This window comes from Marinobacter shunpengi, assembly GCF_045449715.1.
Lineage (GTDB): Bacteria > Pseudomonadota > Gammaproteobacteria > Pseudomonadales > Oleiphilaceae > Marinobacter.
In genome coordinates this window covers 32,637-57,896 of sequence record NZ_JBJJLA010000012.1, presented here as the reverse complement: position 1 = coordinate 57,896, position 25,260 = coordinate 32,637, and the positions used below count along the sequence as shown (strand labels likewise).

Here is a 25,260-nt window from a genome sequence, read left to right as displayed (position 1 = left end):
TTGCTTCTGTCGACGCGGGTGGTATATTTGCCGTCGCTTGCTGATAGGCAGGCATTTCTACATCCAATCGTCCATGGAAGGAGTCTGTATATGAGGCAGTTTCGTGTCTATCACCATGCCGATCGTGGCGCTGAAGCCGTTAAGGTCGGGTTTTCATGGCCCTGTCTGCTCTTTGGCCTGATCTGGCTGCTCGTTAAGAAACTCTGGAACGCTGCGGCAATTGTCGCCTCTCTCGTCGCCGCTTCACTGGTCGTCGATGTCATGACGGCCCAGGTTGGCCAACCAAACCCGGTTGGCCTGCTGTTGAACGCGGCATTCCTGATCGGCTGGCTGATTTTCTCGACCAAGGCCAACGAATATCGTGAGACAGTGTTGCAGCAGCGGCAGTATGAGTTGCTGGGACAGTTCGAAGCGGACACTCCCCAGCAGGCTGTCAGCCTGGCTCTGACCCAATCCGGCGGGGCGTCGGATGCGGGAGAAGGCGTCCTTTCCGGCTAAGCAGGCCCGTCCCCCCGATGGGGTCGGTTGCATCCTGATGAATTCAGTCATAGAATACCGCACCCCTTTTCCAAGGGTCGGGGTGCTATTGCCTGAAAACCGGTGGTAATACCGGCTTGGGCCATTACCCCAGAAACCGGCAGCCTGGCTGCCGACTCCTTGCTTTCCGCAGAGATAATACGCCTGCGGGAGGCTGTTCAAACCGTAGGGAGAAAACATGCGTCACTACGAAATCGTATTCATGGTGCATCCCGATCAGAGCGAGCAGGTGCCCGCCATGATCGAGCGTTACACCGGCCTCATCACCGATGATGGCGGTAAGATTCATCGCCTTGAGGACTGGGGACGTCGTCACCTGGCCTACCCGATCAACAAGATCCACAAGGCCCACTACGTCCTGATGAACGTCGAATGTTCTCAGGCAGCCCTTGACGAGCTGGCTCACAACTTCCGCTTCAACGATGCGATCATCCGTGAAATGGTGATCCGTCGTGATGGTCCGGATACTGAAATGTCTCCGATGAAGGCTGCTGAGTCCCGGGAAGACCGTCGTTCCGACGACCGTCCGCGCCGCAACACTGAAACCAGTGAGCGCCGTGAGGACCGTCAGGAAAAGTCGTCCCAGGACGAAGAAGAGTAATCACCCCATCCGGAGTTGAGGAGTTAATCAATGGCTCGTTTTTTCAGACGTCGTAAGTTCTGTCGCTTCACGGCAGAGGGTGTCAAGGAGATCGATTACAAGGATCTGGACACCCTGAAAGGTTACATCACCGAAACCGGCAAGATCGTGCCCAGCCGGATCACCGGCACCAAGGCCCGTTACCAGCGTCAGCTGTCGACCGCCATCAAGCGCGCTCGCTACCTGGCCCTGCTGCCGTACACGGACAGCCACGACAACTAAGATCGTTCAGGACCCGGGACCATGCGTGCACTGGCTCAGTATGTAATGCGCGGTCCCCTGCAAGCGGGCGGCGTTGCTGCCCTGGCAACCGCGATTCCCTACCTGTCATGGATCGGGGCTGCGGTTGTCGGCCTGGTAGTACTCAGGCTCGGGCCCGTTCAGGGGCTGAATATCGGCCTCTGGGCCCTGCTGCCGGCCCTTGGCTGGGCCTGGTTCGGCAACGAGCCGTCGGTTATCGCGGTCTTGTTGCTGGTCTACCTGATGGCGGCGGTGCTTCGCGGCACCATGTCCTGGGAGCGCAGCCTGCTGGCAGGCTCCGCCCTTGGCCTGGTCATCGGGCTGCTGCTGCCAAGCCTGTTTTCCGACATGCTGGCGGCCGTTACGGATGCTTTCCTGGAAATCTACCAGTGGGCCTATCCGGACATGGCGGCCCAGCTCGGTGAAGACTTCAGGCCGGCGGTACGCAGTATGGTGAATGGTCTTATGCCCGGTACCTATCTGGGCATGGCGGTGGCCGTGATCATGCTGTCCAGGTACTGGCAGGCAGCGTTGTACAATCCGGGTGGATTCCGCCGTGAGTTCCACGGTTTCCGCCTCTCCAGGGGCGTGGCAGCGGTCTGTGTCCTGCTGCTCCTGGTGGCCCCGATGGCCGGGATCAACCCGTTGCTGCTGGGGTGGGTGGCCGGTCTGCCGCTGCTGGTGGCCGGCATCGCGCTGGTTCATGGCGTGGTTGGCTTGAAGAAGGCCAGCAACCTGTGGCTGGTGGCGTTCTACGCCTTGCTTGTGGTTCAGGGTTTTACGATCAGTCTGTTGTTAATGCTGTTGGCAATTGTGGATAGCTGGCTGGATATCCGGAGACGCATCCGTCCTGCCGGGCCGGCTGAATAAAGCGCGAAGAGGTTAACGAGATGGAAGTTATTCTGCTCGAGAAAGTTGCAAACCTGGGTTCCCTGGGTGACAAGGTCAAGGTAAAGGCCGGTTACGGTCGTAACTTCCTGCTGCCATATGGCAAGGCGGTTGCCGCGACCGAGGAAAACCTGAAGGCGTTCGAAGAGCGTCGTGCAGAACTGGAAAAAGCGGCCGCCGATAAGCAGGCTGCCGCCCAGAGCCGCGCCGAAGCGCTGGAAGGTCAGTCCTTCACCATCAGCTCCAAGGCCGGTGACGAAGGCAAGCTGTTCGGCTCCATTGGTGTTCGCGATATCGCTGATGCCATTACGGCTGCCGGTACCGAAGTGGAGAAGAGCGAAGTCCGTCTGCCGGAAGGCCCGATCCGGGTGACCGGCGAGTACGAGATCGAGCTTCAGCTGCACACCGACGTAACCGTGACCGTTCAACTGGCCGTTGTCGCCGACTGATCCGGATTTCACCGTTATGTCTTGAGGGCCGGGCGGAGGTTTTCCGTTGGGTTCTCAGTTTCACAGGCCCGGGCTGCCTAGGCAGCTTCCGGGCCTGTGTGTTTCTGGTATCCTAGGAAAATATCTGGCAAATCTGGTCCCCGGCAATCGCCCGGATTCCGGCCCGTCGCCACCAGTCGTCTCTGTTTCAGCATCCGAGAGTTTGCATGGCCACCAGCAGTTTCAAGGCATCCAGCGCCGACCTGGAAACCTCCAGGATCAAGATTCCCCCCCATTCCGTGGAAGCGGAGCAGGCCGTGTTAGGTGGCCTGATGCTGGACAACCGTCGTTTTGACGAGGTGGCCGAGACTATCTCGGCGTCGGACTTTTACCGGCAGGATCACAGGCTGATCTACGCTGCGGTCGAGCGTCTGGCCTCGGAAAGCGAGCCACTGGACGTTGTAACTCTGGCGGAATATCTGGAGCGGGCGGGGGATATCGAGGATGCCGGCGGCCTGTCCTACCTGGCGGAACTGGCGGAGAAGACTCCCAGTGCCGCCAATATCCGGGCCTACGCTCAGATCGTGGCCGAGCGTTCCATCCTGCGGCAGTTGATCGAGGTGTCCGGCGGCATTGTCGACTCCGCTTTCAATCCCCAGGGGCGCACCAGTGCCGACCTGCTGGATGAGGCCGAGCGCAATGTGTTCCGTATTGCCGAGTCCCGCACCAAGGAGGGCTCGGGCCCCAAGCCTATCAACCCGATCCTGACCCAGGCACTGACCCGTATCGAGGAGCTGTTCGAGTCCGGTGAAAAGGTTACCGGTGTGACCACGGGCTTCACCGACCTGGACGAGTGGACCTCAGGCATGCAGCCGTCGGACCTGCTGATCGTGGCGGGGCGGCCGTCCATGGGTAAGACCACCTTTGCCATGAACATCGTCGAGAACGCGTTATTGTCCACCGGCGAGCCTGTGCTGGTGTTCAGTATGGAGATGCCGGCGGACTCCATCGTCATGCGGATGCTGTCGTCCCTGGGGCGGATCGACCAGACCCGCATGCGTAGCGGCAAGCTGGAGGAGGACGACTGGCCCCGGCTGACGTCGGCGGTCAGCCTGCTCAAGGACAAGCCCCTGTACATCGACGATACCCCGGGCCTGAGCCCCACCGAGATGCGCTCCCGGGCCCGCCGTGTGGCCCGGGAGAACGGCGGCAAGCTCAGCCTGATTATGGTGGATTACCTGCAGTTGATGCGGGTGCCGGGCAACACCGAGGGCCGTACCGCCGAAATCTCGGAGATCTCCCGTTCCCTGAAGGGCCTGGCGAAGGAACTGAGTTGCCCGCTGGTGGCCCTGTCGCAGCTTAACCGGAGCCTGGAGCAACGGCCCAACAAGCGCCCGGTGAACTCGGACCTGCGGGAATCCGGCGCCATCGAGCAGGACGCCGACGTGATCATGTTCGTCTACCGGGACGAGGTCTACAACGAGGACACCCAGGATAAGGGCATTGCCGAGATCATCATCGGCAAGCAGCGGAACGGTCCCATCGGGACGGTGCGGCTGGCCTTCATCGGCAAGTACACCAAGTTTGAGGATCTGGCCCACGGTGACTACGGCGGGGATTACTGATGCCGCGCGAGACCGTTGCCCGCATTAACCTGGACAGCCTGAGGCACAATTTCCGCATCGCCCGTGAACGGGCGGGCGGTGCCCGGGCCATGGCGGTGGTCAAGGCCGATGGCTATGGCCACGGTATCGAACGGGTGGCCCGGGCCCTGGCCGGGGAAACAGACCACTACGCCGTCGCCTGCCTGGAGGAAGCCGTGGCGCTCCGGGAGGCGGGGCTGACCCAGCCGGTGTTGCTGATGCAGGGGGTGCACCAGGCGTCCGACCTGGCGTTGTGTGAAGCCGAGGGCTTTACCGTGGTGGTGCACCACGAACACCAGGTTGAATGGCTGGAATCCGGCGGTGCCCGCCCCCGGGTATGGCTCAAGGTCAATTCCGGCATGAACCGCCTGGGCTTTGCGCCGGGGGAGGTCGCGGCGGTGTGCCAGCGGCTGCAACGCAGCGGTATCCGGGTGACCGGCGCCATGACCCATTTTGCCTGCGCCGACGACGACACCAGCGACCGCACCGCCGAACAGACCGCCCTGTTTGACGAGGCCACGGGGCCCCTGGGGCCCATTGCCCGCAGTGTGGCCAATTCAGCGGCCCACTTTCGGCCGGGGCAGCGGATGTATGACTGGACCCGCCCCGGCATCATGCTCTATGGCTCGTCCCCCATGCTGGGGCATCATGGGCCCGAACTGGGCCTGAAATCGGTGATGACACTGGAATCGCGGCTGATTGCCCTCCGCCACCTGGGGCCGGGGGAGGCCGTGGGTTACGGCGAGACCTGGCGCGCCACCCGGCCAACGGTCATGGGTATGGTCTGTGCCGGATATGGCGATGGTTACCCCCGCCATGCGGTCAACGGCACCCCGGTGGGGGTGCGGGGAACACGGGCCTCCCTGATCGGCCGGGTGTCCATGGACATGCTGGCGGTGGACCTGACAGGTGTCGACGATGCCACCGTGGGTGATCCGGTGGAGCTCTGGGGACCGAATATTCCTATTGACGAGGTAGCGGCCTGCGCCGGTACGATCAGCTATGAACTGCTGACAGGCGTGACCGGGCGGGTACCCCGGGTGGCGCTGGACAGTGGGTCCACAGGCGGGATGACGGGATCGGATTCGTGAATGTACTGGTAGTCCATAACAACGGGGTATTGGGGCGCCTGCTTCTGAAGCGGCTGGCCCGCACCCATCTTGAGGTGACACCGCTGCTGATCAGTGACCTGTCGCATCTGGACCTGTCCGGGGTACCGCAATGGATACCGGAGGGCACGGATGTAATCGTCAACGCCATGTGGCTGACCGATCCAGAGCCTGCCGAGGCAGATCCGGAACAGGCTCGCACCAAGGCTTTCTCACTGCCTATGGCCCTGGCGGAGTACGCTGCTGCAAAGGATATGATCCTGGTACAGCTATCCACCTCCTACGTCTTTGACGGCCGCAAGCAGAGCGCTTACCTGTCTTCCAATCCCGGCAATCCGATTGGCCAGCTTGGTATCTGGCAGTGGGAGTGCGAGCAAGTGCTGCGAACGGTCCTTCCCCGGCACATCCTGCTGCGCACCGGCTGGGGGCTGCAGCGGTTTATCCGCAAGGTGGTGGAGTCGGCGCGGCAGGGGGAATCCCTGTGCCTGTCGAGTCGGCACCGGGGGCAACCGGTGGCCGCCAGTGACCTGGCGCGGGTGATCAGTGCCATCCTGATGCAACTGGACTGTGGCGCCGAGGTCTGGGGCACCTACCAGTACGCTGGCGCCGAGGAAATCAGCCAGTATGAACTGGGCCTCGCCATTGCCGACAGGCCGGAGGTGAATGGCGACGGTGACGAGAAGGCGGTCCATGTGATGGATGAGCAGCCGGACTGGAGCGCCGTGGAACCGGAAAACGCCACGCTGGGCTGCACCAAGATACGCAATACCTTTGGCGTCAAGCAGCAACCCTGGCGGATCGCCCTGACCGAGGAGCTTGAGCTGTCAGGCCTGGGCGTTGCCCAGGGCCATGGCCTGAAGGGCCTCAATGTTGACTAGTTCGATGTCCCGACCGCGGGCCCGTATCAGGCCCTGATTCTGGAACCGGGTGAACACCCGGCTGACCGTCTCCACCGCCAGGCCGAGGAAGTTGGCGATGTCGTTGCGGGCCATGGGCAGGTTGAAGTGGGTGGGCGACAGCTTGCGGCGATAGAAACGGGTGGACAGGGACAGCAGCAGTGCCGCGATGCGTTCCTCCGCCGTATTCTTGCTTAGCAGCACCGATAGCTGATGGCTGTTGCGGATCTCCTGGCTCATCAGGTGCAGGATGTGGTGTTGCAGGCCCGGCATGATATGGACCAGTTTCTCCAACTGGTCCACCGGTATCTCGCAGACACTGGTGCGTTCCAGAGCCTTGGCCGAGGATGCGTGGGTGTCGTCACTCATGCTGTCCAGCCCCACCAGGTCGCCAGGCATGAAGAACCCGGTGATCTGCTCTTCCCCGGATTCGGTCACCACCGATGTCTTGATGGCCCCGCTCTTGACGGCAAAGCAGGAACGGAAGGGCGCATTCTGGGTAAACACCTGTTCACCCCGGTTGATGATGTGATCACGGTTGACCACGTCGTCCAGCCGGTTCATCTCACTGCTGTCCAGTGCCAGCGGCAGGCACAGGTTGCTCAGGCTACAGTACTGGCAGGAGGTCCTGGACTTGGCGGAGGCTTGGCGGACGTGTATGGGCTGATTCATGGCGAACCCTGGTAGCTGGTGACTGGTCCGTAATACTGACCCTCATTAAGCGACACATTAATACCTGCCGCGAGGTTTGCCAATGCCCGTGAGGCCAACAGGCCCCGGAAATATCGTTCCGGGGCCTGGGTGCTGCTGCTCGGATATTCACACTTTGCTGAAAACCAGCGATGCGTTGGTGCCACCAAAGCCGAAGCTGTTCGACATCACTCTGTTCAGGCTCTGCTCTCGGGCATCCGGGCCGACGATGGGCATCCCGGCCAGTTCCTCGTCCGGGTTCTCCAGGTTGGCGGTGCCGGCGATAAAGCCATTCTGCAGCATCAGCAGGGAGTAGATGGCCTCCTGTGCACCGGTAGCACCCAGGGAATGCCCGGTCAGCGACTTGGTGGAGGAAATCGCGGGTACCCTGTCCCCGAACACATTGCGAACTGCCTTCATCTCGGCCACATCCCCCACCGGCGTGCTGGTGCCGTGGGCATTGATGTAGTCGATGTCACCCTCTACGGTTGCCATGGCTTGCTGCATGCACCGGGCGGCGCCTTCGCCGGACGGGGCCACCATGTCGTAGCCGTCGGAGGTGGCGCCATAACCGGTCAGCTCCGCAATAATGTTGGCGCCGCGTTTACGGGCGTGCTCCAGTTCCTCCAGCACCAGCATGCCACCACCGCCGGCGATCACGAAGCCGTCGCGACCAGTATCGAACGGGCGGGAGGCCGCCTCGGGGGTGTCATTGTACTTGAAGGACAGGGCGCCCATGGCGTCGAACAGCATGGTCAGGCTCCAGTCCTCTTCCTCGCCGCCACCGGCGAAGACGATGTCCTGTTTGCCGTTCTGGATCTGCTCCATGGCGTGGCCGATGCAGTGGGCGCTGGTGGCGCAGGCCGAGGACATGGAATAGTTCACGCCACGGATCTTGTAGGCGGTTGCCAGGCAAGCGGATACGGTGGAGGTCATGATACGCGGTACCATGAACGCCCCGATACGCTTGACGCCCTTCTCCCGCATGATATCCGTGGCTTCCACCTGGCTGGAGCAGGAGGCGCCGCCGGAGCCGGCAATCAGGCCGGTACGGTCGTTGGACACCATCTCCGGTGTCAGGCCCGCCTGTTCAATGGCCTGTTCCATGGACAGGTAGGCGTACATGGCGGACTCACCCATGAAACGGCGGATCTTGCGGTCGATAACCGAGGTGTCCACGTCCACGGTACCGCAGATCTGGCTGCGAAAGCCGAGTTCCTTGTAGGTTTCGTTAAAGCGGATGCCGGACTTGCCCTGTCGCAGGCTGTCGGTCACCTCGTCGGTGGAGTTGCCAAGGCAGGACACGATGCCCATGCCGGTTACCACTACCCGTCTCATACAGTTCTCCTTGATGTCAGTCCGGCCCGTTCTTGGTGACCGGCCCTGAGGATGTTCCGGCGGATCCGGATTGCCCGCCCCTTCAATTCTGGTGTGGGAGTCTAGGCAATTTGCACGCTGATTGGTATTTGACCTTTGTCATGTTCGACCGTTCCCCAATCCGGGGAAAGGGGTTACCGGCGGCGTTTGCGGTTGGTCTTGCGCTCTTCCTTCCGGGTCGCTTCCTGTTCCTGGCGAAGCACTTCCCGGGCCTGCTCGGTTTCCACCATGGCCGGTGTTTCCAGGGATACCGTGCCGAGAGTGCCGGTCCGGAGTTCATTGAGCAGCACTTCCGAGACCTTGTGCAAGTCCGGGACACCGCCCCGGGCAAAGAAGCGGCGCCTGGCGGCGATGGCGTCCATCAGGGCCAGGCCGTCTTCCGGCACCCCGTCCAGGCCATACCGTTCACAAACGCGCTCAGGGTAGGCCTGGAGCAGGTAATCCGCTGCGAACAGGGCCACATCCTCGTACTCAATCACCGCCGCCCGGATGGCGCCGGTGACCGCCAGGCGGTAGCCGCACTCCTCGGGCGACAGCTTGGGCCAGAGAAAGCCCGGCGTATCATACAGCAGGATGTTGTCGGGCAGCTTGATGGCCTGTTGGGCCCGGGTGACCGCCGGCTCGTTACCGGTCTTCGCCACCGGACGGCCCGCCAGGGTATTGATCAGGGTGGACTTGCCCACGTTGGGAATGCCCAGGATCATGATGCGCAGGGCCCGGGTGTCGCGGATGCTGTCCGGCACCATCTGCTGGGCAAGCTTGAGAATCGCCAGGGCCTCGTCACGGTGGTTGTGGCTCAGGGTGACGGCCCGTATGCCTTTTTCCTGTTCCAGCCAACGTTGCCACTGTGCGGTGATGTCCGGGTCCGCCAGGTCGCGCTTGTTGAGCACCTTGATGACCGGGGTCTCTCCCCGCAGTGCCGGTACCATCGGATTTTCGCTGCTGAAGGGAATGCGCGCGTCCAGGACCTCGATGATCAGGTCCATTTGCGGCATGACCTGTTTGATCTCCTTGCGGGCCTTGTGCATGTGGCCTGGAAACCAGTTGATGGCCATGGTCTGAGCTCCTGGCGTGATTTGGCGGTTTGGGTGGTTTGCTGGTCTGGATTGTGACAGGGCGCCATTATGGCGGGGAATAAAGAATTTTTCACATTTCTCTGAAAGTCGCTCGTGACGGGGCCTGGAGCAATGTGTCCAGTATATATGTCGTCTTTGACGCTGGTTGCGGGGTGAATTCCGAGGTTGATTTCTTTAGGGTGAGCATGTTCCGATGCGACATCGACATCAGATTAAGAAAGTTACCACGGAGAAATACATGACCTTGATTCGTAACCTTGCCGTAGCACTGATTGCCCTGACCTTTGCGGGTTTCGCCGCGGCGCAGCAGCAGGACCAGGTATCCCAACTGGCCCAGATGGTAGGACTCAGTGATGAGCAGCAGTCAGAAATTCGCGGCATCATGGAAGAAACCCAGGGTGAGCTCCAGGAACTCCAGGCAGAGGCAAGGGAGATCCAGCAGCAGCTCCAGGCGCAGATTGGTCCCGACTATGACGAGGCCACCATCCGCGAAGACGCCGCCCGCCTGGGTGAGCTGAACGGTGAGATGACTGCACTGTCCACCCTGATGCAGGCTCGCATCGACAGCGTGTTCACCGAGGAGCAGCGTAACACCCTGGAAGAGCGCATGCGCCAGATGCAGCAACAGCAGCAGCAAATGCAGCAGCAGATGCAACAGCGCCAGATGCAGCAGCAACAGCAACAACAGGGCGGCGGCATGCAGTAAGGCCCCGCCATTGCCCGGACAGTCCTGTTCGGACACAAAAAACCGCACCGCCCCTCCGGGCCGTGCGGTTTTTTTGTGGCAGTCTGGTGGTGTTCCTGGGCTAGTGTCCCGGCGCATTCCTTGCCGCCGGGGCGATGGCTGTTATGGGAGGTTTCCCTCAGGTCCGAAGGGTTTGACCAGCAGGATCAGCCGGGGTAGCAGCATCAGCGCGCCCATCAGGGCCATGAACATGGCGAAGCCGGTGAACAGCCCGAAATAGATGGTGGGCAGAAAGTTGGACAGTACCAGGATCGAGAAGCCGATGATGATGGTCAGGGTAGTGTAGGACATGGCCCGGCCAATGCTCTGGTGGCAACGGTGCATGGTGGCGATGTAGTCCCGGTCCTTTTCGAACTCCACCCGGAACCGGTGAATGTAGTGGATGGTGTCGTCCACGGCGATGCCCACGGTAATAGCGGCCACGGTGATGGTCATCATGTCCAGCGGTATACCCAGCCAGCCCATCAGCCCCAGCACCGAGCCGGCGGCCAGCAGGTTGGGAGCAATGCCCACCAGGGCCAGTGTCAGGGACCGGAACAGCGCCAGGAACATCAGGCTGATGGCCAGGAACACGATGCCCAGGGTGCGGATCTGGGAATCGAACAGGCTTTGCAGCATGTTGTTGTACATCACCGTCATGCCGGTGAACAGCAACTGGTCCTCTTCGAACCCGAGTTCGCCGGTCAGGTGGTTGCGGATTTCCTTCAGCAGCTCATCCCGGCGCAGTTCGGGCAGGGAGTCGATCAGGCGCACGCTGATCCGGGCCTGGTGATGCTCCTCGTTGATGTAGGGGGTCAGCAGGATCGGTTTCAGATCGTCCGGCAGGAACGCCGGTACGAAGGCCACCTGCATGGCATCCAGGGGGGCGCCACCGTTGACGTCCGACAGCAGGCGCAGGGTGGTGGTGATGGACAGCACCTTGCCGGTTTCCGGCAGGCTGGCCAGGTACTCGTGCACCTGCTCCAGGCGCTGCAGTTTCTGCCACGTAAACCAGGTGTCCCGAAGGTCGCCGCCCTCGCAGTCGTCCACGAAGGGGTCGCAGTCACTGACGAAGGGATCGGCCTGGGACTCGTCCGGTCGCTGCAGGTCGGTAATCACGATATCCAGGGGTGTGGTGCCCCCCAGCTTGCGGTCGATCACCAGCATACCCTTGTGGATCTCCGTGTCGGACTTGAAGTAGTCGATAAAGCTGTTCTCCACCGACAGGCGGGCCATGCCGGCCACGCACAGTACCGCCAGCACCAGGGAGCCGATCAGCACGGTGCCGCCGAAGCGCTCGGTGACACGTGCGAAGGCATCCGTCACCGGCAGGCTGCCGGGGGCGAGCTGGCGGGGAGTCGGGTCCGGCAGCAGTGATACCAGCACCGGAAACACCAGGAAGCTGATGGCGAAGGCCAGGGCCAGCCCCAGGGTCATCATCCAGCCGAAGTCGATCACCGGGCGTATGCCGCTGAACGTGAGCGAGCCGAAGGCCACCATGGTGGTCAGTGCCATGTAGAAACACGGCTTGACCATGGCCGACAGGGTGTCCCGCAGGTGCTGTTTCTGGTCCTGGTCCGGGTTCTCCTGCTGGAACTCCCGGTAGCGCACCATCAGGTGGATGGTCAGCGAAAGGGTCATGATCAGCAGTAGTGACACGAAATTGGAGGAAATGACTGTCACCGGCCACTGCATCCAGCCCAGGTAGCCGGACACCAGCCAGACCGTGAGGCCGCAGCAGAGGATGGGGACCACAACCCACTGCCAGCGGCGGAAGATCACCACCAGGGTCAGTAGCAGGAACACCAGAACGCCAACACCGAAGGTGGACAGGTCGTTCTGGATAAAGCGGATCATGTCCGAGGCGATCATGGGCACGCCACCCAGGTGAATCTCCGCCTGATCCCGGTACTGGTCGAGGATGGTGCGGACATCGGCAATGGTCTGTGCCCGCTCCGCTTCCAGGCGCTCCAGCAGGGCAGTGAAATCATCCGATACCCGCTCCAGTTCCAGGGCCTGTTCCTCGTCCAGCTTTCCGGCCCGCTCCAGTTCCCTCAGTTCATTGCGTCGGAACAGCAGGTCGAAGTACTCGTCCGGGGTGGGCAGGTTCACCTGGATGGCGGTGGTGCTGGCGTCCTCGCTGATCAGCATGTTGGGGTAGAGGGGATTGGATAGCAGGGATTCCCGCGCCCGGTCCAGGGGCACATCGTTCTCGTCCAGGGTCAGTATTTCCGATTCCACCGTGTCCAGGGTGAGGTCGGGGCTGTGCAGCAGGGGGACGTTGAGGATGCTGTTGGTGGAGCCCACGGGCTCCAGGTCAGCGAGGTCATTACGCAGGTGGCGCAGGGTGTCGATGGCGTCCCGGGTGAATAACGCATCATGGGGCCGGTACGTCACCACCAGGAAGTCGTCGGAGGCACCAAAACGCTGGTTGACCGTGCGGTAGTCCTCCAGGGCGCTGTCGTTTTCCAGTACCAGGGACTCGGCGGAGGCATCCAGGCGGAACTGGTGCAGTTTCAGGCTGGCCACCAGCAGCACCAGGGCAAACAGCGCCAGGGTGATCCAGGGGTGCGTCAGTACGAGCCGGTCATAGAACCGATAGAGGGAACGCATGAGGTAAGCAGACTCCATTGCAATAAGGACACGCGAAGTCTGCCACAGTGATCACAAAATTGTGAAAAATCCCGTTAAATTAACTGGCTTCTGTTACCGACACCGCCCCGATATCACCCGCTACTGAACGCTGACCTGACGGGATACCTGCTCCAGCGAGTCGATCAGTTGCTTGAGGCGCTTGCCCATCTCGGCACTGGCGGCCAGTTCCCGGACCATGGTCTCGGTGGTCTCGCGGATGGCCTGGACATCCGCCAGTAATGCGTCCGTGCCGGCGGTCTGGTCGGCGGACACGCTGGCGATCTCGGCGTTGGTGTGGTCGATGCGACCGACCATGCCCTTGATGTCCTCCAGGGCCTGACGGCCCTCCATGGCCTCGTTGACGCAACGTGAGGCATCCGTGGAACTGGTGGTCATCTGGTCCACGGCGGCTTCCATCGCCTGTAGCAGACGGTCGATGGTGCCCTGGATCTGGTCGGTGGAATCCTGGACCCGCTGGGCCAGCTTGCGCACCTCATCCGCCACCACCGCAAAGCCCCGCCCCTGCTCACCGGCCCGCGCCGCTTCGATGGCGGCGTTCAGTGCCAACAGGTTGGTCTGCTCGGCAATGCCCTTGATCTCGGTTACCGCCTGGCGGATTTCCTGGCTGTTGTTGGCCAGGGCCTGGACCGAAGTGGCGGAGCTGTCGATGGCCCCGGACAGGGTCTGGATGGACTCGGCACTGCGGGCCACCCGGGCGCTGCCGTCCACGGCGGCCCGGTTGGCTTCGTGGGACAGGGTGTTGGCGATGCCCGCCTGCTCGGCAATGCCGGAGAAGCTCTGCAGCATGGCTTCCACCACCTGGGCGGAGCGTTCGGCACCCTGCTGCTGGCGGGTCAGTTCATCACGCCGGCGTTCGGCGGCGGCAGTGAGTTCCCGCACCTCGCCATGCAGCCGGCTGATAGCCTCCAGCATACCGCTGACCACATCGCCGGTGCGCTGCTGCATGGCGTTGAAGGCTTCCGCCATCTCACCGATCTCGTCGGTGGAATCCACCAGCGCCCGCTCGCTGAGGTTACCGGACATCTGCACGGATACCATGGTTTTCTTCAGGCGGTGGACGTGACGCTCAATGAACGAGATCAGCAGTTGGGAGCCGGCCATCTCCAGTAGCATCAGCAACGCCACGATACCCGCATAGGCCGGGGCGGTTTCCATGAAGACATCCCCGAATGTCTGCCCCGTCAGGGTGGCGGTGTTGTGCATGGCATAGAGCACCAGCAGGCACATCACTGCGAAAACCACAATGTTCAGCAGCCAGAATTTGTATTTGAGACGGGCGTTTTTCAGCAGAGTCAGCATGTTCAACCTGTTGTCGGGTGGTGTCCGCCCGTCGTGTCGGGCGACCCTGGTAACGGGGCAGCGGATAACCATAGCAGCAAACGATGAAAGCCTGATTGCCCTGGATCAGATAAGGAATCAGGTTTCACAAAGTCTTACAAAAAACTTGTCGGCCGGGGCAGAAAAAAATTGAGGGTGATCAGCGAAATATCGGGGAAGGCAGCGGGCAGGCGCCCGCTGCCGAGTCAGGGAACTCAGTCTACCTGGCGGACCGGGATGGCGCTGGTGTCCCGGGGCACCGCCGGAACCGCCAGGCCCAGGTTGTTCTTCTCGAACACCCGGTCGGCCCGGTAGCTGGAACGCACCATGGGGCCGGAGGGGACTTCCATGAAGCCCTTTTCCAGGCCGATGTCCCGGTAGTGGTTGAACTCCTCCGGGGTGACATACCGTTCCACTGGCAGGTGGTTCGGTGTCGGGCGCAGGTACTGGCCCAGGGTGAGGATGTCCACGCCGATGGCGCGCAGGTCATCCATGGTTTGCAGGATCTCCTCCTCGGTCTCGCCCAGGCCGAGCATCAGGCTGGTCTTGGTGAGCACGTCGGGGCGATGCTGCTTGGCGTGCTCCAGCACGCTCAGGGTCTTCTCATAGCCGGCCCGGGGATCTCGCACCCGGCGGGTCAGGCGGCGTACGGTTTCCACGTTCTGGGCGAAGACATCCAGTCCGGAATCCACCACCCGCTCCACGTGGGGCATGACGGCATCGAAATCCGGGGTCAGGGCCTCTACCGCCACTTCCGGCGTGCGCGCCTTGATGGCAGCCACGCAGGCGGCATAGTGGGCGGCGCCGCCGTCGTCCAGGTCGTCCCGGTCCACCGAGGTCAGCACGATATAGCGCAGGCCCATGAGTTCCACCGACTTGGCGGTGTTCTCCGGCTCCTCGTGATCGAGCCATCCCTTTGGGTTGCCGGTATCTACCGCACAGAACTTGCAGGCCCGGGTGCAGACGGAACCCATCACCATGATGGTGGCGGTGCCGTTGTTCCAGCACTCGCCGATATTGGGACAGTGGGATTCCTCGCAGACCGTGCTGAGGCGATGCTCATTGACGTTGCGCTTGACCGCCTCATAGCGTTCGCCGCCCGGCATGCGCGCACGTAACCATTTCGGTTTACGTTGCACGGGGGTATCCGAGTTGGCGGATTTCTTGACGCCGTCCTTGATGGCTGAGAATCCGTGTTCGTTACGGAACTTGGAGCCGCTGGTAATGCGGGGCTTGGCGCTGTCGCTCATGGCAAGCGGAGTCTCTGTGGGATGGGTGTATATGACAAGGTTAAGGGCACCAATCCATGGATACAAGCAAGATAGGGGAAATCCCGGTTGCCACTTTGGTCGATCACCCGGAGGTGCAGCGCTGTTGTGCCGCCAGTTCCTCGAGGCTTTCCAGCCAGCGATCAAGCCTGTCGATATCCAGGGCCGAGGCATACAGCCCCTGCTTGGTCCGCCGCCACAGGATATCCTCGGCGGTCACCGCCCATTCGTGGCGTACCAGGTACTGGACTTCCCGCTCATAGAGCGTGCCCAGGAAGTGGTGCCCCAGGTCCCGCAGGCTTTCGCTGGCCCCCAGCAGGCGGTAGCTGTCGGTGCCGTAGCATCGGACCAGGCGCGAGGCGAGCTTGTCCGGTAGCCATGGGTAACGGGCTGTCAGGTCGTCCCGGAGCTGCGGTTGGGTTTCGAAATCGCCGCCGGGCAGAACAGCGGTGCGTGTCCAGCGCCCCGAGGCCTGGGGGAAGTACAGGCACAGTTTATCGGTGGCGGCCTCGCTCAGCTTGCGGAAGGTGGTGAGCTTGCCGCCGAATACCGACAGCAGGGGCGTTTCCCCCCGGGGGGCGTCCACCTCGAAGGAGTAGTCCCGGGAGGCCTTCTGGGCGCTTTCCTCCTCGTCGTCCATCAGGGGGCGCACGCCGGAATAGGACCAGACCACGTCCTTTGACGTGAGCTGGTGCCGGAAGTAGTGGTTAACGATATCCAGCAGGTAGCGGGTTTCCTCATCGGATATGGCGGCCTCCGAGGGATTGCCCTCATAGTCCACGTCGGTGGTGCCCACCAGCGAGAAATCGTCCTCGTAGGGAATCACAAAGACAATACGCTGATCCTCGTTCTGCAGGATATAGGCCTCGGAGTCCCGGTTCAGGCGGGGCACCACGATATGGCTGCCCTTCACCATACGGATCATGCGCGGCGCCTGCTGTCCCAGGGTGGAATCGAACAGGCTGCTGACCCAGGGGCCGGCGGCGTTCACCAGGGCCTTGCTGCGGACCACCCGGGAATCCCCGGTGCGAGTGTCCAGCAGGGTGACCTGCCAGGATTCCGGCCCCCGCTCGGCCCGGACACAACGGGTGCGGGTGAGCACCGTGGCGCCCAGTTCCTCCGCCTTGCGGGCAGTGAGCACCACCAGCCGGGCATCGTCCACCCAGCCGTCGGAATACTCGAAACCGCGGGTGATCTCCGGTTTCAGGGGATCAGCCGGGGTGAAGGTGACCGAGCGGGAGGCGGGCAGGCGCTCGCGCTTGGCCAGGTGATCGTAAAGGAACAGTCCGGCGCGGATCATCCAGGCCGGGCGCAGGTGGGGCTGATGGGGCAGCCGGAAGCGCAGGGGCCACATGATATGGGGCGCGTTGGCGAGCAGCGATTCCCGTTCCGCCAGGGCCTGCCGGACCAGGCGGAACTCGTAGTGCTCCAGGTAGCGCAGCCCGCCATGGATCAACTTGCTGCTGCGGCTCGAGGTGGCGGACGCCAGGTCATTCATCTCGCACAGCAGCACTTTCAGTCCCCGGCCCGCCGCATCCATGGCGATTCCGGTGCCGTTGACGCCACCTCCCACCACCACGACGTCATAGTTCCCTGTTTTGCCGGTCATCTCTGTGTCCCCGCTGACTGGTCCGTCTCAACGTTTAACAGTATGGGAAAGGCGCCGGTATTCGTAAAGGAAAAACAGGGAAAACAAACGAAAATTTCAGCAAACTGTCATACCACGTGCAGTGCAACCTGGTGCTCCTGCAGCAAATGACGGATTTCCTCCGGCGGGGACCGGTCGGTAAAGACATGGTTGGCCTGGGTAATGGTGCCCAGCCGCACCATGGCGTTGCGTCCGAACTTGGTGTGGTCCGCGGCCAGGAGTACCTGGCTGGCGTTGCCGATTATGGCCTGGGCCACCCGAACCTCCCGGTAGTCGAAGTCCAGCAGCGAGCCGTCGTCGTGAATGCCGCTGATGCCGATAATACCGAAGTCCATGCGGAACTGGTTGATGAAATCCCGGGTGGCTTCGCCCACGATGCCGCCATCCCGATTACGCACCTCGCCGCCGGCGATAATGATGGTGAAATCCTCCCGGGCGGACAGGATCGATGCCACATGCAGGTTGTTGGTCACCACCTTCAGGTTGTTGCGGACCAGGAGGGCACGGGCAATGGTCTCGGTGGTGGTGCCGATATTGATAAACAGCGAGGCGTTGTCCGGGATCATCTCCACCAGGGCGGCAGCAATACGTTCCTTGGCCTCCAGCTCCATGATCTTGCGGGCCTGGTAGGCGGTGTTGACGGTGCTGGAGTCGATACCGGCGCCACCGTGGTGACGGCGTACCCGGTTCTGGCCGGCCAGCTCGTTGAGATCCCGACGGATGGTCTGGGGGGTGACCTGGAAGTGATCCACCAGTTGTTCCGTGGTCACGAACCCCTGTTGGCGAATCAGTTCCAGGATCTGGTCCTGCCGCTGATGCTGTGGCATGTGGTCTCCGGATGTTCGTCATCGAAAAGTCATGAAAGCGTCGGGAGTATAGCCCAATAAGGGCATGATGACGTTAATTCAGTGTGTTAACCGTGAGGGGCAGCGCAGCATTGCCCGTACTGTCTGTTATTCGCCGAGGATGCGCTGATTGTTTGCGAACATACGAACCCTGTACTAGAAACAATAGGATCGTTCACCGAAAACCGGACTCACCCCCGGTGGTGAGCATGACGAAAAGGAAAGCAGGCGGAACACTCCAACCTGCATAAGAACAAGTAAGGAAACCGGATGTCGCTGCAACTGGAGAATATCTCCCGTGCCGTGGACGGCGTGGATTATATCCGTGATGCGAACCTGACCTTCGAGGCGGGCTCGTTCAACGTTCTGCTGGGGCGCACCCTGGCGGGCAAGACCTCTCTCATGCGCCTGATGGCCGGGCTGGACCGGCCCGATGCCGGGCGCCTGCTCTATAACGGCAAGGATGTGACGGGGCAGAGCGTGCAGAAACGCAATGTCTCGATGATCTACCAGCAATTCATCAACTATCCGAACCTGACGGTGCACGAGAATATCGCCTCGCCGCTGCGTCTGGCCCGCATGGACCGTAGCGAGATCGACCGCCGTGTGCGGGAGACCGCCGCCATGCTGCGCATCGACAACCTGCTGGAGCGCTACCCACTGGAACTGTCCGGCGGCCAGCAGCAGCGTACCGCCATGGCCCGGGCCCTGGTCAAGGACGCCACCCTGATCCTGTTCGACGAGCCGCTGGTGAACCTGGACTACAAACTGCGGGAGGAGCTGCGGTCCGAGCTTCGACACCTGTTCCGGGAGCGCCAGTGCATTGCCGTCTACGCCACCACGGAGGCCAACGAGGCCCTGGCCCTGGGCGGCACCACCACGTTGCTCCATGAAGGGCGGGTGATCCAGACCGGGCCGGTGGCGGATGTCTACCGGCGACCGGTAAATACCCTGGCGGCGGAGCTGTTCAGTGAGCCACCCATGAACCTGATGCCCGGTCGGGTCAGCAACCGCAATGTCAGCTTTGATGACATCAGCAGCCATAGCCTGACCCGGGAGCTGGAAGGCCTGCCGGAGGGGGATTACCTGTTCGGCGTGCGCCCCAGCCACGTCGGGCTGGCACCGGCCAGTGACGATGACCTGAAGATCGACATGGAAGTGGAGCTGGGGGAAATCAGCGGCTCGGAAACCTTCCTGCATGTCCGCAACCGGGAACTGGAGATGGTGATTCAGGAACTGGGCGTTCACGCCTACCATCCGGGAGATAACGTGCAGGTCTATCTGCCCATGAACCGGCTGTTCGTGTTTGACCAGCAACATGCGCTGGTCCACACGCCAACGGATACGGGAGGTCTGAATGGCTGAGATCTCCCTGACTGCCATGGCCCACAGCTATAGCCGGGCCCCGTCCGGGCCGGACGACTATGCCATCCGGCACCTGGACCATGTCTGGCAGAAGGGCGGCGCCTACGCCCTGCTTGGCCCGTCCGGCTGTGGCAAGAGCACCATGCTCAACATTATCTCCGGGCTGCTGGCGCCCTCCGAGGGGGAAGTGCTGTTTGATGGCAAGCGGGTCAATGACCTTTCGCCCCGGGACCGCAACATCGCCCAGGTGTTCCAGTTCCCGGTGGTGTACGACTCTATGACGGTGTTCGACAACCTGGCGTTTCCCCTGCGTAACAGCAAGGTGCCGAAAGCCCGGATCCGTGAACGGGTGGAAGAGATCGCCGGCGTGCTGGAGCTGGAAAACCTGCTCGGTCGCAAGGCCCGCAACCTGACCGCCGACGAGAAGCAGAAGGTCTCCATGGGCCGGGGGCTGGTGCGGGAGGATGTGTCCGCGATCCTGTTCGATGAACCGCTGACGGTGATCGACCCCCAGCTCAAGTGGAAACTGCGCCGCAAGCTCAAACAGATCCATGAGCAATTCGATATCACCATGATCTATGTCACCCATGACCAGTTGGAGGCCTCCACCTTCGCGGACAAGATCGCGGTGATGTACGAGGGGCGAATCGTGCAGTTCGGCACGCCCACGGAGCTGTTCGAGAACCCCAACCACACCTTTGTCGGTTTCTTCATTGGCAGCCCGGGCATGAACCTGATGCCGGTCGGTCGCTCCGGTGACGGCGTCCGGTTCGGGCAGACGGACATCCCACTGTCGGCGGACCTGTGTGATCGGCTGAAGGGGCTGGACACCGACAACCTCAAGCTGGGCATCCGGCCGGAGTTCGTGGAACTGGCGGAACCGGGGCAGGGTGCTCATGCCGCCGTGGTGGAGGACGTGGAGGACCTGGGTACCTATCAGATCCTCAGCGCCCGACTGGAGGAGCAGACCCTGAAAGTGCGACTGCCTGAAGACACCCGGGTGGAACGGGGTCAGACCGTCCACCTGCATTTTCCGACCCGGTGGCTGAAACTCTACGCCGACGAGTACCTGGTGGAGGAGGCGTCATGAGCAAGATACCGGATAATCGTGCCTGGTGGCTGGTGCTGCCGGTATTCCTGCTGGTGGCGTTTTCCGCCCTGGTGCCGCTGATGACGGTGGTGAACTACTCGGTGCAGGATATCTTCGGCCCCGGCAATGCCTACTATGTGGGCACGGAATGGTTCCGGGATGTGCTGCGGGATGAGTATCTGCGGGAATCGCTGTATCGGCAGATAGGCTTCTCGGCGGCGGTGCTGGCCATCGAGATTCCCCTGGGCATCGGGATCGCCCTGATGATGCCCAAGGGTGGCATCCGCGCCTCCCTGTGCCTGATCCTGCTGGCGATTCCCCTGCTGATCCCCTGGAACGTGGTGGGTACCATCTGGCAGATCTTCGCCCGGGGTGATATCGGTCTGTTCGGCTGGGGGCTCAATGAGCTGGGGTTCAACTACAACTACACCGGCGACCCGGTGGATGCCTGGCTGACGGTGCTACTAATGGATGTATGGCACTGGACGCCCCTGGTGGCTCTGCTGTGCTACTCCGGTCTGCGGGCCATTCCGGAAGCCTTCTACCAGGCGGCGGAGATTGACCGGGCGTCCCGCTGGGCGGTGTTCCGGTACATCCAGTTACCACGCCTGCGCAATGTGCTGGTGATTGCCGTGCTGCTGCGGTTCATGGACAGTTTCATGATCTACACCGAGCCCTTCGTGCTCACCGGTGGTGGGCCGGGCAGTTCCACCACCTTCCTGAGCCAGACCCTGACCACCATGGCGGTGGGGCAGTTTGACCTGGGGCGGGCCGCCGCCTTCTCGCTGGTGTACTTCCTGATCGTGCTGCTGGTGTCGTGGCTGTTCTTCACCGCCATCACCCACATGGACAAGGACCGGTAGGAGGCCGTCATGAAGCAGAGAGTTCGCTCAAAAGGGGTTGGCATCACGGTCTTTATCGTGCTGCTGATGACACCCATCTACTGGTTGCTGAACATGTCGTTCAAGACCAACCAGGAGATCCTCAGCGGCCTGACCCTGTGGCCCCATAACTTCACCCTGGACAACTACCGGGTGATCTTCACCGACCCGAGCTGGTACTCGGGCTATATCAACTCCATGATCTACGTGGTCATGAACATGGGGATCACCCTGGTGGTGGCGCTGCCGGCGGCCTACGCCTTCAGTCGCTACCGTTTCCTGGGGGACAAGCACCTGTTCTTCTGGCTGCTGAGCAACCGCATGGCGCCGCCGGCGGTGTTCCTGCTGCCGTTCTTCCAGCTTTATTCGTCCATCGGCCTGTTCGATACCCATATCGCGGTGGCCCTGGCCCACTGCCTGTTCAACGTGCCCCTGGCGGTGTGGATCCTGGAGGGGTTCATGTCCGGGGTGCCCCGGGAGTACGACGAGATGGCGTACATCGACGGTTACTCCTTCCCCCGGTTCTTCGTGAAGATCTTCATGCCCATGATCCGCTCGGGTATTGGTGTCACCGCCTTCTTCATTTTCATGTTCTCCTGGGTGGAACTGTTGCTGGCACGCACGCTCACCTCCGTGGACGCCCAGCCCATCGCCGCCATCATGACGCGAACGATCGGCGCCAGCGGCATCGACTGGGGTGTGCTGGCGGCCGCCGGGGTGCTCACCATCCTGCCCGGCGTGCTGGTGGTCTGGTTCGTGCGCAACCATGTGGCCCGGGGCTTTGCCCTGGGGCGTGTGTAAGGGGGGCTTATGCTGGACTGGATGAACTGGACCCAACCCGTTGCCATTTTCTTCGCTGTTATCGCCGGCATCCTGGTGGTGATGTCGGTGTTCGAGATCGTTTCCCCCTGCGTCGAGCGCAAGGGTTTCCTGCCCATCGCCACCACCCGTGGCGACCGCCTGTTTATCGGGCTGTTGTCCGCCGCCTATATCCACCTGGTGTTCCTGGGGGTCAGTGAGGTGTCCCTGTGGATTGCCCTGGCGGTGTCGGTGGTGTGGGGGCTGGTGCTGTTGCGGTGGGGGTGAAACGGCCATGGATCAACCGGTTTCAGGGAGGATGAACGAATAGACAGGAACGCAGACGAACAGGTCCCCGTGACCAGTCAGATCGACAGGACGATATATCGTCGTCACTGCCAACAATAACCATCCGGCCCGATTCCCATGGGGTCGGAGCAAAGGAAGAGACGAGGTTGGATATGTTGAACAACAAGAAAGATCCGCGACTGCTGCTCCTTGGTGCCGCACTGATGGCGTTAGGAGCAGGCTTCACCGGGTCGGTCAGCGCCGACCAGTATGAAGATGCCGCCCGCAAGTGGGCGAAGGAGTTCTCCACCTCCACCCTGAGCGAAGAACAGCGGCTGGAAGAGCTGATGTGGTTCGCCAGGGCGGCGGAGGATTTCCGGGGTATGGATATCAATGTGGTGTCGGAGACCATCGCCACCCACGAATACGAGGCCAGCCGGTTGGCACAGGCATTCCGGGAGATCACCGGCATCAACCTGACCCATAACCTGATCCAGGAAGGGGACGTCATCGAGAAATTGCAGACCCAGATGCAGTCGGGCCGCAATATATACGATGCCTACGTTAACGACTCCGACCTGATTGGTACCCACTGGCGCTACGGCAAGGTGGTGCCCATTTCCGACATGATGGAGAACGAGGCAAAGGACTACACCCTGCCAACCCTGGACCTGGACGATTTTATCGGCCTGGATTTCACTACCGCGCCGGATGGCAAACTGTACCAGTTGCCCGATCAGCAGTTCGCCAACCTGTACTGGTTCCGGGCGGACTGGTTCGAGCGGGAGGACCTGAAGGAACAGTTCAAGGACATATACGGCTATGAGCTGGGCGTGCCGGTGAACTGGTCCGCCTATGAGGACATCGCCGAGTTCTTCACCGTACACGTCAAGGAGATTGACGGCGAACGGGTCTACGGCCACATGGATTACGGCAAGAAGGATCCCTCCCTTGGCTGGCGCTTTACCGATGCCTGGTTCTCCATGGCCGGTGCCGGCGACAAGGGGTTGCCCAACGGCCTGCCGGTGGACGAGTGGGGTATCCGGGTGGAAGACTGTCATCCGGTGGGTTCCAGCGTGACCCGGGGTGGCGCGGTGAATGGTCCGGCGGCGGTCTACGCCACCACCAAGTACCTGGACTGGATGGAGAAGTACGCCCCGCCGGAGGCTCCGGGCATGACCTTCTCCGAGGCAGGGCCGGTGCCGGCACAGGGAAACATCGCCCAGCAGATCTTCTGGTACACCGCCTTTACCGCCAGCATGATCGAAGAAGGCCTGCCGGTGGTGAACGAGGACGGTACCCCGAAATGGCGCATGGCGCCGTCGCCCCACGGTCCCTACTGGGAAGAGGGCATGAAGCTGGGTTATCAGGACGTGGGTTCCTGGACCTTCTTTGACTCCACCCCCGAGGAGCGTCGCCTGGCGGCCTGGCTGTACGCGCAGTTCACCGTGGCCAAGACGGTGTCCCTGGAGAAGACCCTCAAGGGCCTGACCCCGATCCGCGAGTCTGATATCAACTCCCAGGCCATGACCGATGCGGCCCCCAGGCTGGGCGGTCTGGTGGAGTTCTATCGCAGTCCGGCCAGGGTCCAGTGGAGCCCCACCGGCACCAACGTACCGGACTATCCGAAGCTGGCCCAGCTCTGGTGGCAGTATATCTCCCAGGCCGCCAGTGGCGAGGCGACTCCCCAGGAAGCCCTGGACGGCCTGGCGGAAGCCCAGGACAACATCATGATGCGCCTGGAGCGGGCCAAGGTCATGGAGACCTGCGGGCCACGGCTGAACGAGGAAAGGGAGGCCGAGTACTGGCTGGACCAGAACGGCGCACCCAAGCCCAAGCTGGAGAATGAGAAACCCCAGGGCGAAACTGTGCCTTATGATGAGCTGGTCAAGAGCTGGCAGGAAGCAAGGGAGAGTTGATCTGAAAGCTGCTCAGACTGTTAAACCATTGAGGGGCGCATTGTGCGCCCCTTTTTTATGATGGCCAATGGACTTGCCAGGATTTCCGTGGTGCAATGCCGACCATTGCGGTTGGTGCTGACAGGCGTCAGGTTGACCGACCCCCATGGATGTTGTCTGTCTCGACGCCGGAGAGTTATGAAGTCCAGCCTGGTAGGCCTGTTATTGTTGCTGTCGGCATGCCTTGTATCCACGCCTGTGTTGGCGGCGGAATTCCGTGTGGCGGTGAGCGAGAATGCGTCGGATATCATCCGCGTGGAGAACGGTGAGTTGGCGGGAATTGCGGCGCCGATCTATCAGTGCGTGTTCGGTGGCACAGGGTTTGATTTCTCGTTTGTGCAGTTACCGCTGGTCCGTAGCCTGTTCCACCTGGAGAACGGCGAAATCGCGGTGGCCATGCCGCTGGCAAGTTCACCGGATCGTGACCGGTACGGCGTCTTTCCCGGTAACCTCATCGATATCAGGTACCTGCTCCTGTCCTTCCGGGAATTACCGCCAATGGAGGAGGCCGGTGACCTGCTCTATGTGTTGCCCAGGGGGCATCTTGGGGCGCGCTTTGTGGAAAGTGTCCGGACAAGGAGGATTGAGGTGAGCTCCTGGCAGCAGGTGTTCACCATGCTCAAATTGGGCCGGGCGGACTTCACTATCGTGCCCCAGGTAATACTGCCGGACATCCTCCGGGAGGTGGATGAGCCCTTATATACCCAGCCTGCGGGCTCCGTTCCCTCCTCCCTCTATGTGTCCCGGGCTTTCCTGGACACCGGGCTTGAACAGCGACTTGCCGAGAGTATCGACACCTGCCGCGTGCGGTTCGAGGATGAGATACGGCAGAAACAGCGTATGTCCGGGTATCCGGAGGAGGCGTTGCAGTCGCAGGATGACCCGGAGGGATAGGTCGG

At 61.8% G+C, this 25,260-nt stretch carries 24 protein-coding genes; 16 read left to right on the top strand and 8 right to left on the bottom strand.

Features of this window, described 5'->3' with window-relative positions:
- The first annotated feature begins 90 nt into the window (after positions 1 to 90).
- The 8 genes from ACJO3T_RS06815 (at position 91) to ACJO3T_RS06780 (ending at position 6,363) form a co-directional block, all read left to right on the top strand.
- On the top strand, positions 91 to 498 hold the full coding sequence (locus ACJO3T_RS06815; protein WP_406961401.1) for a DUF2628 domain-containing protein: 408 nt from the start codon (positions 91 to 93) through the stop codon (positions 496 to 498).
- A 217-nt stretch (positions 499 to 715) separates the two neighbouring features.
- Complete coding sequence (gene rpsF, locus ACJO3T_RS06810; RefSeq protein ID WP_406961403.1) at positions 716 to 1,138, top strand: 30S ribosomal protein S6; 423 nt, start codon at positions 716 to 718, stop codon at positions 1,136 to 1,138.
- A gap of 30 nt (positions 1,139 to 1,168) precedes the next feature.
- Positions 1,169 to 1,399, top strand: coding sequence for a 30S ribosomal protein S18 (gene rpsR, locus ACJO3T_RS06805; RefSeq protein WP_328189536.1), 231 nt, complete (start codon positions 1,169 to 1,171; stop codon positions 1,397 to 1,399).
- Between the two features lie 21 nt (positions 1,400 to 1,420).
- Entirely contained in the window at positions 1,421 to 2,287 is an 867-nt protein-coding gene (locus ACJO3T_RS06800) for a YybS family protein (RefSeq protein WP_406961405.1), read from the top strand.
- 20 nt (positions 2,288 to 2,307) lie between these two features.
- Complete coding sequence (gene rplI, locus ACJO3T_RS06795) at positions 2,308 to 2,754, top strand: 50S ribosomal protein L9 (protein ID WP_406961407.1); 447 nt, start codon at positions 2,308 to 2,310, stop codon at positions 2,752 to 2,754.
- Between the two features lie 206 nt (positions 2,755 to 2,960).
- A complete protein-coding gene (gene dnaB, locus ACJO3T_RS06790) occupies positions 2,961 to 4,358 on the top strand; it encodes a replicative DNA helicase (RefSeq protein ID WP_406961409.1) in 1,398 nt (465 codons plus the stop codon).
- Positions 4,358 to 5,467, top strand: coding sequence for an alanine racemase (gene alr / locus ACJO3T_RS06785; RefSeq protein WP_406978132.1), 1,110 nt, complete (start codon positions 4,358 to 4,360; stop codon positions 5,465 to 5,467). The genes dnaB and alr overlap by 1 nt, the downstream gene beginning before the upstream one ends.
- On the top strand, positions 5,464 to 6,363 hold the full coding sequence (locus tag ACJO3T_RS06780; protein WP_406961413.1) for a sugar nucleotide-binding protein: 900 nt from the start codon (positions 5,464 to 5,466) through the stop codon (positions 6,361 to 6,363). The genes alr and ACJO3T_RS06780 overlap by 4 nt, the downstream gene beginning before the upstream one ends.
- On the opposite strand, the gene fnr is transcribed toward ACJO3T_RS06780, so the two are convergent.
- The 3 genes from fnr to ylqF all read right to left on the bottom strand — a co-directional run bounded on the left by fnr (position 6,310) and on the right by ylqF (position 9,503).
- Positions 6,310 to 7,053, bottom strand: coding sequence for a fumarate/nitrate reduction transcriptional regulator Fnr (fnr, locus tag ACJO3T_RS06775; protein ID WP_406978131.1), 744 nt, complete (start codon positions 7,051 to 7,053; stop codon positions 6,310 to 6,312). The two genes, ACJO3T_RS06780 and fnr, sit on opposite strands and share 54 nt — an antisense overlap.
- Before the next feature lie 147 nt (positions 7,054 to 7,200).
- Positions 7,201 to 8,409: a beta-ketoacyl-ACP synthase I gene (gene fabB, locus ACJO3T_RS06770; protein ID WP_406978130.1), complete on the bottom strand. Its 1,209-nt coding sequence runs from the start codon at positions 8,407 to 8,409 to the stop codon at positions 7,201 to 7,203.
- A 173-nt stretch (positions 8,410 to 8,582) separates the two neighbouring features.
- The gene (gene ylqF, locus ACJO3T_RS06765) at positions 8,583 to 9,503 is read right to left on the bottom strand and encodes a ribosome biogenesis GTPase YlqF (protein WP_406978129.1); all 921 of its coding nucleotides are present in this window, start codon (positions 9,501 to 9,503) and stop codon (positions 8,583 to 8,585) included.
- A gap of 259 nt (positions 9,504 to 9,762) precedes the next feature.
- Here ylqF and ACJO3T_RS06760 point away from each other — a divergent pair, with 259 nt between their 5' ends.
- Positions 9,763 to 10,230 carry a Spy/CpxP family protein refolding chaperone gene (locus tag ACJO3T_RS06760; RefSeq protein WP_406978128.1) on the top strand — a complete coding sequence of 156 codons (468 nt, stop codon included), beginning with the start codon at positions 9,763 to 9,765 and terminating at the stop codon, positions 10,228 to 10,230.
- Between the two features lie 141 nt (positions 10,231 to 10,371).
- Here the strand turns inward: ACJO3T_RS06760 and ACJO3T_RS06755 are convergent, their stop codons facing one another.
- The 5 genes from ACJO3T_RS06755 to ACJO3T_RS06735 form a co-directional block, all read right to left on the bottom strand.
- The gene (locus ACJO3T_RS06755) at positions 10,372 to 12,861 is read right to left on the bottom strand and encodes an efflux RND transporter permease subunit (protein ID WP_406978127.1); all 2,490 of its coding nucleotides are present in this window, start codon (positions 12,859 to 12,861) and stop codon (positions 10,372 to 10,374) included.
- Positions 12,862 to 12,981: 120 nt separating this feature from the next.
- Positions 12,982 to 14,202: a methyl-accepting chemotaxis protein gene (locus tag ACJO3T_RS06750; protein WP_406978126.1), complete on the bottom strand. Its 1,221-nt coding sequence runs from the start codon at positions 14,200 to 14,202 to the stop codon at positions 12,982 to 12,984.
- Positions 14,203 to 14,435: 233 nt separating this feature from the next.
- Positions 14,436 to 15,470 carry a lipoyl synthase gene (gene lipA, locus ACJO3T_RS06745; protein WP_406961426.1) on the bottom strand — a complete coding sequence of 345 codons (1,035 nt, stop codon included), beginning with the start codon at positions 15,468 to 15,470 and terminating at the stop codon, positions 14,436 to 14,438.
- 103 nt (positions 15,471 to 15,573) lie between these two features.
- Positions 15,574 to 17,097, bottom strand: a complete 1,524-nt coding sequence (gene glpD, locus ACJO3T_RS06740) for a glycerol-3-phosphate dehydrogenase (protein ID WP_406978125.1) — start codon at positions 17,095 to 17,097, stop codon at positions 15,574 to 15,576.
- A gap of 107 nt (positions 17,098 to 17,204) precedes the next feature.
- Positions 17,205 to 17,963, bottom strand: coding sequence for a DeoR/GlpR family transcriptional regulator (locus tag ACJO3T_RS06735; RefSeq protein WP_406961430.1), 759 nt, complete (start codon positions 17,961 to 17,963; stop codon positions 17,205 to 17,207).
- A gap of 288 nt (positions 17,964 to 18,251) precedes the next feature.
- Here ACJO3T_RS06735 and ACJO3T_RS06730 point away from each other — a divergent pair, with 288 nt between their 5' ends.
- From ACJO3T_RS06730 to ACJO3T_RS06700, 7 genes are all read left to right on the top strand, one after another.
- A complete protein-coding gene (locus ACJO3T_RS06730; RefSeq protein ID WP_406978124.1) occupies positions 18,252 to 19,346 on the top strand; it encodes an ABC transporter ATP-binding protein in 1,095 nt (364 codons plus the stop codon).
- Complete coding sequence (locus ACJO3T_RS06725) at positions 19,339 to 20,436, top strand: ABC transporter ATP-binding protein (RefSeq protein WP_406961434.1); 1,098 nt, start codon at positions 19,339 to 19,341, stop codon at positions 20,434 to 20,436. Before ACJO3T_RS06730 ends, ACJO3T_RS06725 begins: the two co-directional genes overlap by 8 nt.
- Entirely contained in the window at positions 20,433 to 21,299 is an 867-nt protein-coding gene (locus tag ACJO3T_RS06720; RefSeq protein ID WP_406961436.1) for a carbohydrate ABC transporter permease, read from the top strand. Before ACJO3T_RS06725 ends, ACJO3T_RS06720 begins: the two co-directional genes overlap by 4 nt.
- A gap of 9 nt (positions 21,300 to 21,308) precedes the next feature.
- Complete coding sequence (locus ACJO3T_RS06715) at positions 21,309 to 22,118, top strand: carbohydrate ABC transporter permease (RefSeq protein ID WP_406961438.1); 810 nt, start codon at positions 21,309 to 21,311, stop codon at positions 22,116 to 22,118.
- Positions 22,119 to 22,127: 9 nt separating this feature from the next.
- Complete coding sequence (locus tag ACJO3T_RS06710; RefSeq protein WP_406961440.1) at positions 22,128 to 22,403, top strand: DUF2160 domain-containing protein; 276 nt, start codon at positions 22,128 to 22,130, stop codon at positions 22,401 to 22,403.
- 173 nt (positions 22,404 to 22,576) lie between these two features.
- A complete protein-coding gene (locus tag ACJO3T_RS06705; protein WP_406961442.1) occupies positions 22,577 to 24,322 on the top strand; it encodes an ABC transporter substrate-binding protein in 1,746 nt (581 codons plus the stop codon).
- A gap of 177 nt (positions 24,323 to 24,499) precedes the next feature.
- The gene (locus ACJO3T_RS06700) at positions 24,500 to 25,255 is read left to right on the top strand and encodes a transporter substrate-binding domain-containing protein (protein WP_406961444.1); all 756 of its coding nucleotides are present in this window, start codon (positions 24,500 to 24,502) and stop codon (positions 25,253 to 25,255) included.
- Positions 25,256 to 25,260: the final 5 nt, after the last annotated feature.

Excerpts from the sequence above, each read along its gene's own strand:
- ACJO3T_RS06815 (WP_406961401.1), top strand. The coding sequence starts at position 91 with ATGAGGCAGTTTCGTGTCTATCACCATGCCGATCGTGGCGCTGAAGCC.
- rpsF (WP_406961403.1), top strand. The coding sequence starts at position 716 with ATGCGTCACTACGAAATCGTATTCATGGTGCATCCCGATCAGAGCGAG.
- rpsR (WP_328189536.1), top strand. The coding sequence starts at position 1,169 with ATGGCTCGTTTTTTCAGACGTCGTAAGTTCTGTCGCTTCACGGCAGAG.
- ACJO3T_RS06800 (WP_406961405.1), top strand. The coding sequence starts at position 1,421 with ATGCGTGCACTGGCTCAGTATGTAATGCGCGGTCCCCTGCAAGCGGGC.
- rplI (WP_406961407.1), top strand. The coding sequence starts at position 2,308 with ATGGAAGTTATTCTGCTCGAGAAAGTTGCAAACCTGGGTTCCCTGGGT.
- dnaB (WP_406961409.1), top strand. The coding sequence starts at position 2,961 with ATGGCCACCAGCAGTTTCAAGGCATCCAGCGCCGACCTGGAAACCTCC.
- alr (WP_406978132.1), top strand. The coding sequence starts at position 4,358 with ATGCCGCGCGAGACCGTTGCCCGCATTAACCTGGACAGCCTGAGGCAC.
- fnr (WP_406978131.1), bottom strand. The coding sequence starts at position 7,053 with ATGAATCAGCCCATACACGTCCGCCAAGCCTCCGCCAAGTCCAGGACC.
- fabB (WP_406978130.1), bottom strand. The coding sequence starts at position 8,409 with ATGAGACGGGTAGTGGTAACCGGCATGGGCATCGTGTCCTGCCTTGGC.
- ylqF (WP_406978129.1), bottom strand. The coding sequence starts at position 9,503 with ATGGCCATCAACTGGTTTCCAGGCCACATGCACAAGGCCCGCAAGGAG.
- ACJO3T_RS06760 (WP_406978128.1), top strand. The coding sequence starts at position 9,763 with ATGACCTTGATTCGTAACCTTGCCGTAGCACTGATTGCCCTGACCTTT.
- ACJO3T_RS06755 (WP_406978127.1), bottom strand. The coding sequence starts at position 12,861 with ATGCGTTCCCTCTATCGGTTCTATGACCGGCTCGTACTGACGCACCCC.
- ACJO3T_RS06750 (WP_406978126.1), bottom strand. The coding sequence starts at position 14,202 with ATGCTGACTCTGCTGAAAAACGCCCGTCTCAAATACAAATTCTGGCTG.
- lipA (WP_406961426.1), bottom strand. The coding sequence starts at position 15,470 with ATGAGCGACAGCGCCAAGCCCCGCATTACCAGCGGCTCCAAGTTCCGT.
- glpD (WP_406978125.1), bottom strand. The coding sequence starts at position 17,097 with ATGACCGGCAAAACAGGGAACTATGACGTCGTGGTGGTGGGAGGTGGC.
- ACJO3T_RS06735 (WP_406961430.1), bottom strand. The coding sequence starts at position 17,963 with ATGCCACAGCATCAGCGGCAGGACCAGATCCTGGAACTGATTCGCCAA.
- ACJO3T_RS06730 (WP_406978124.1), top strand. The coding sequence starts at position 18,252 with ATGTCGCTGCAACTGGAGAATATCTCCCGTGCCGTGGACGGCGTGGAT.
- ACJO3T_RS06725 (WP_406961434.1), top strand. The coding sequence starts at position 19,339 with ATGGCTGAGATCTCCCTGACTGCCATGGCCCACAGCTATAGCCGGGCC.
- ACJO3T_RS06720 (WP_406961436.1), top strand. The coding sequence starts at position 20,433 with ATGAGCAAGATACCGGATAATCGTGCCTGGTGGCTGGTGCTGCCGGTA.
- ACJO3T_RS06715 (WP_406961438.1), top strand. The coding sequence starts at position 21,309 with ATGAAGCAGAGAGTTCGCTCAAAAGGGGTTGGCATCACGGTCTTTATC.
- ACJO3T_RS06710 (WP_406961440.1), top strand. The coding sequence starts at position 22,128 with ATGCTGGACTGGATGAACTGGACCCAACCCGTTGCCATTTTCTTCGCT.
- ACJO3T_RS06705 (WP_406961442.1), top strand. The coding sequence starts at position 22,577 with ATGTTGAACAACAAGAAAGATCCGCGACTGCTGCTCCTTGGTGCCGCA.
- ACJO3T_RS06700 (WP_406961444.1), top strand. The coding sequence starts at position 24,500 with ATGAAGTCCAGCCTGGTAGGCCTGTTATTGTTGCTGTCGGCATGCCTT.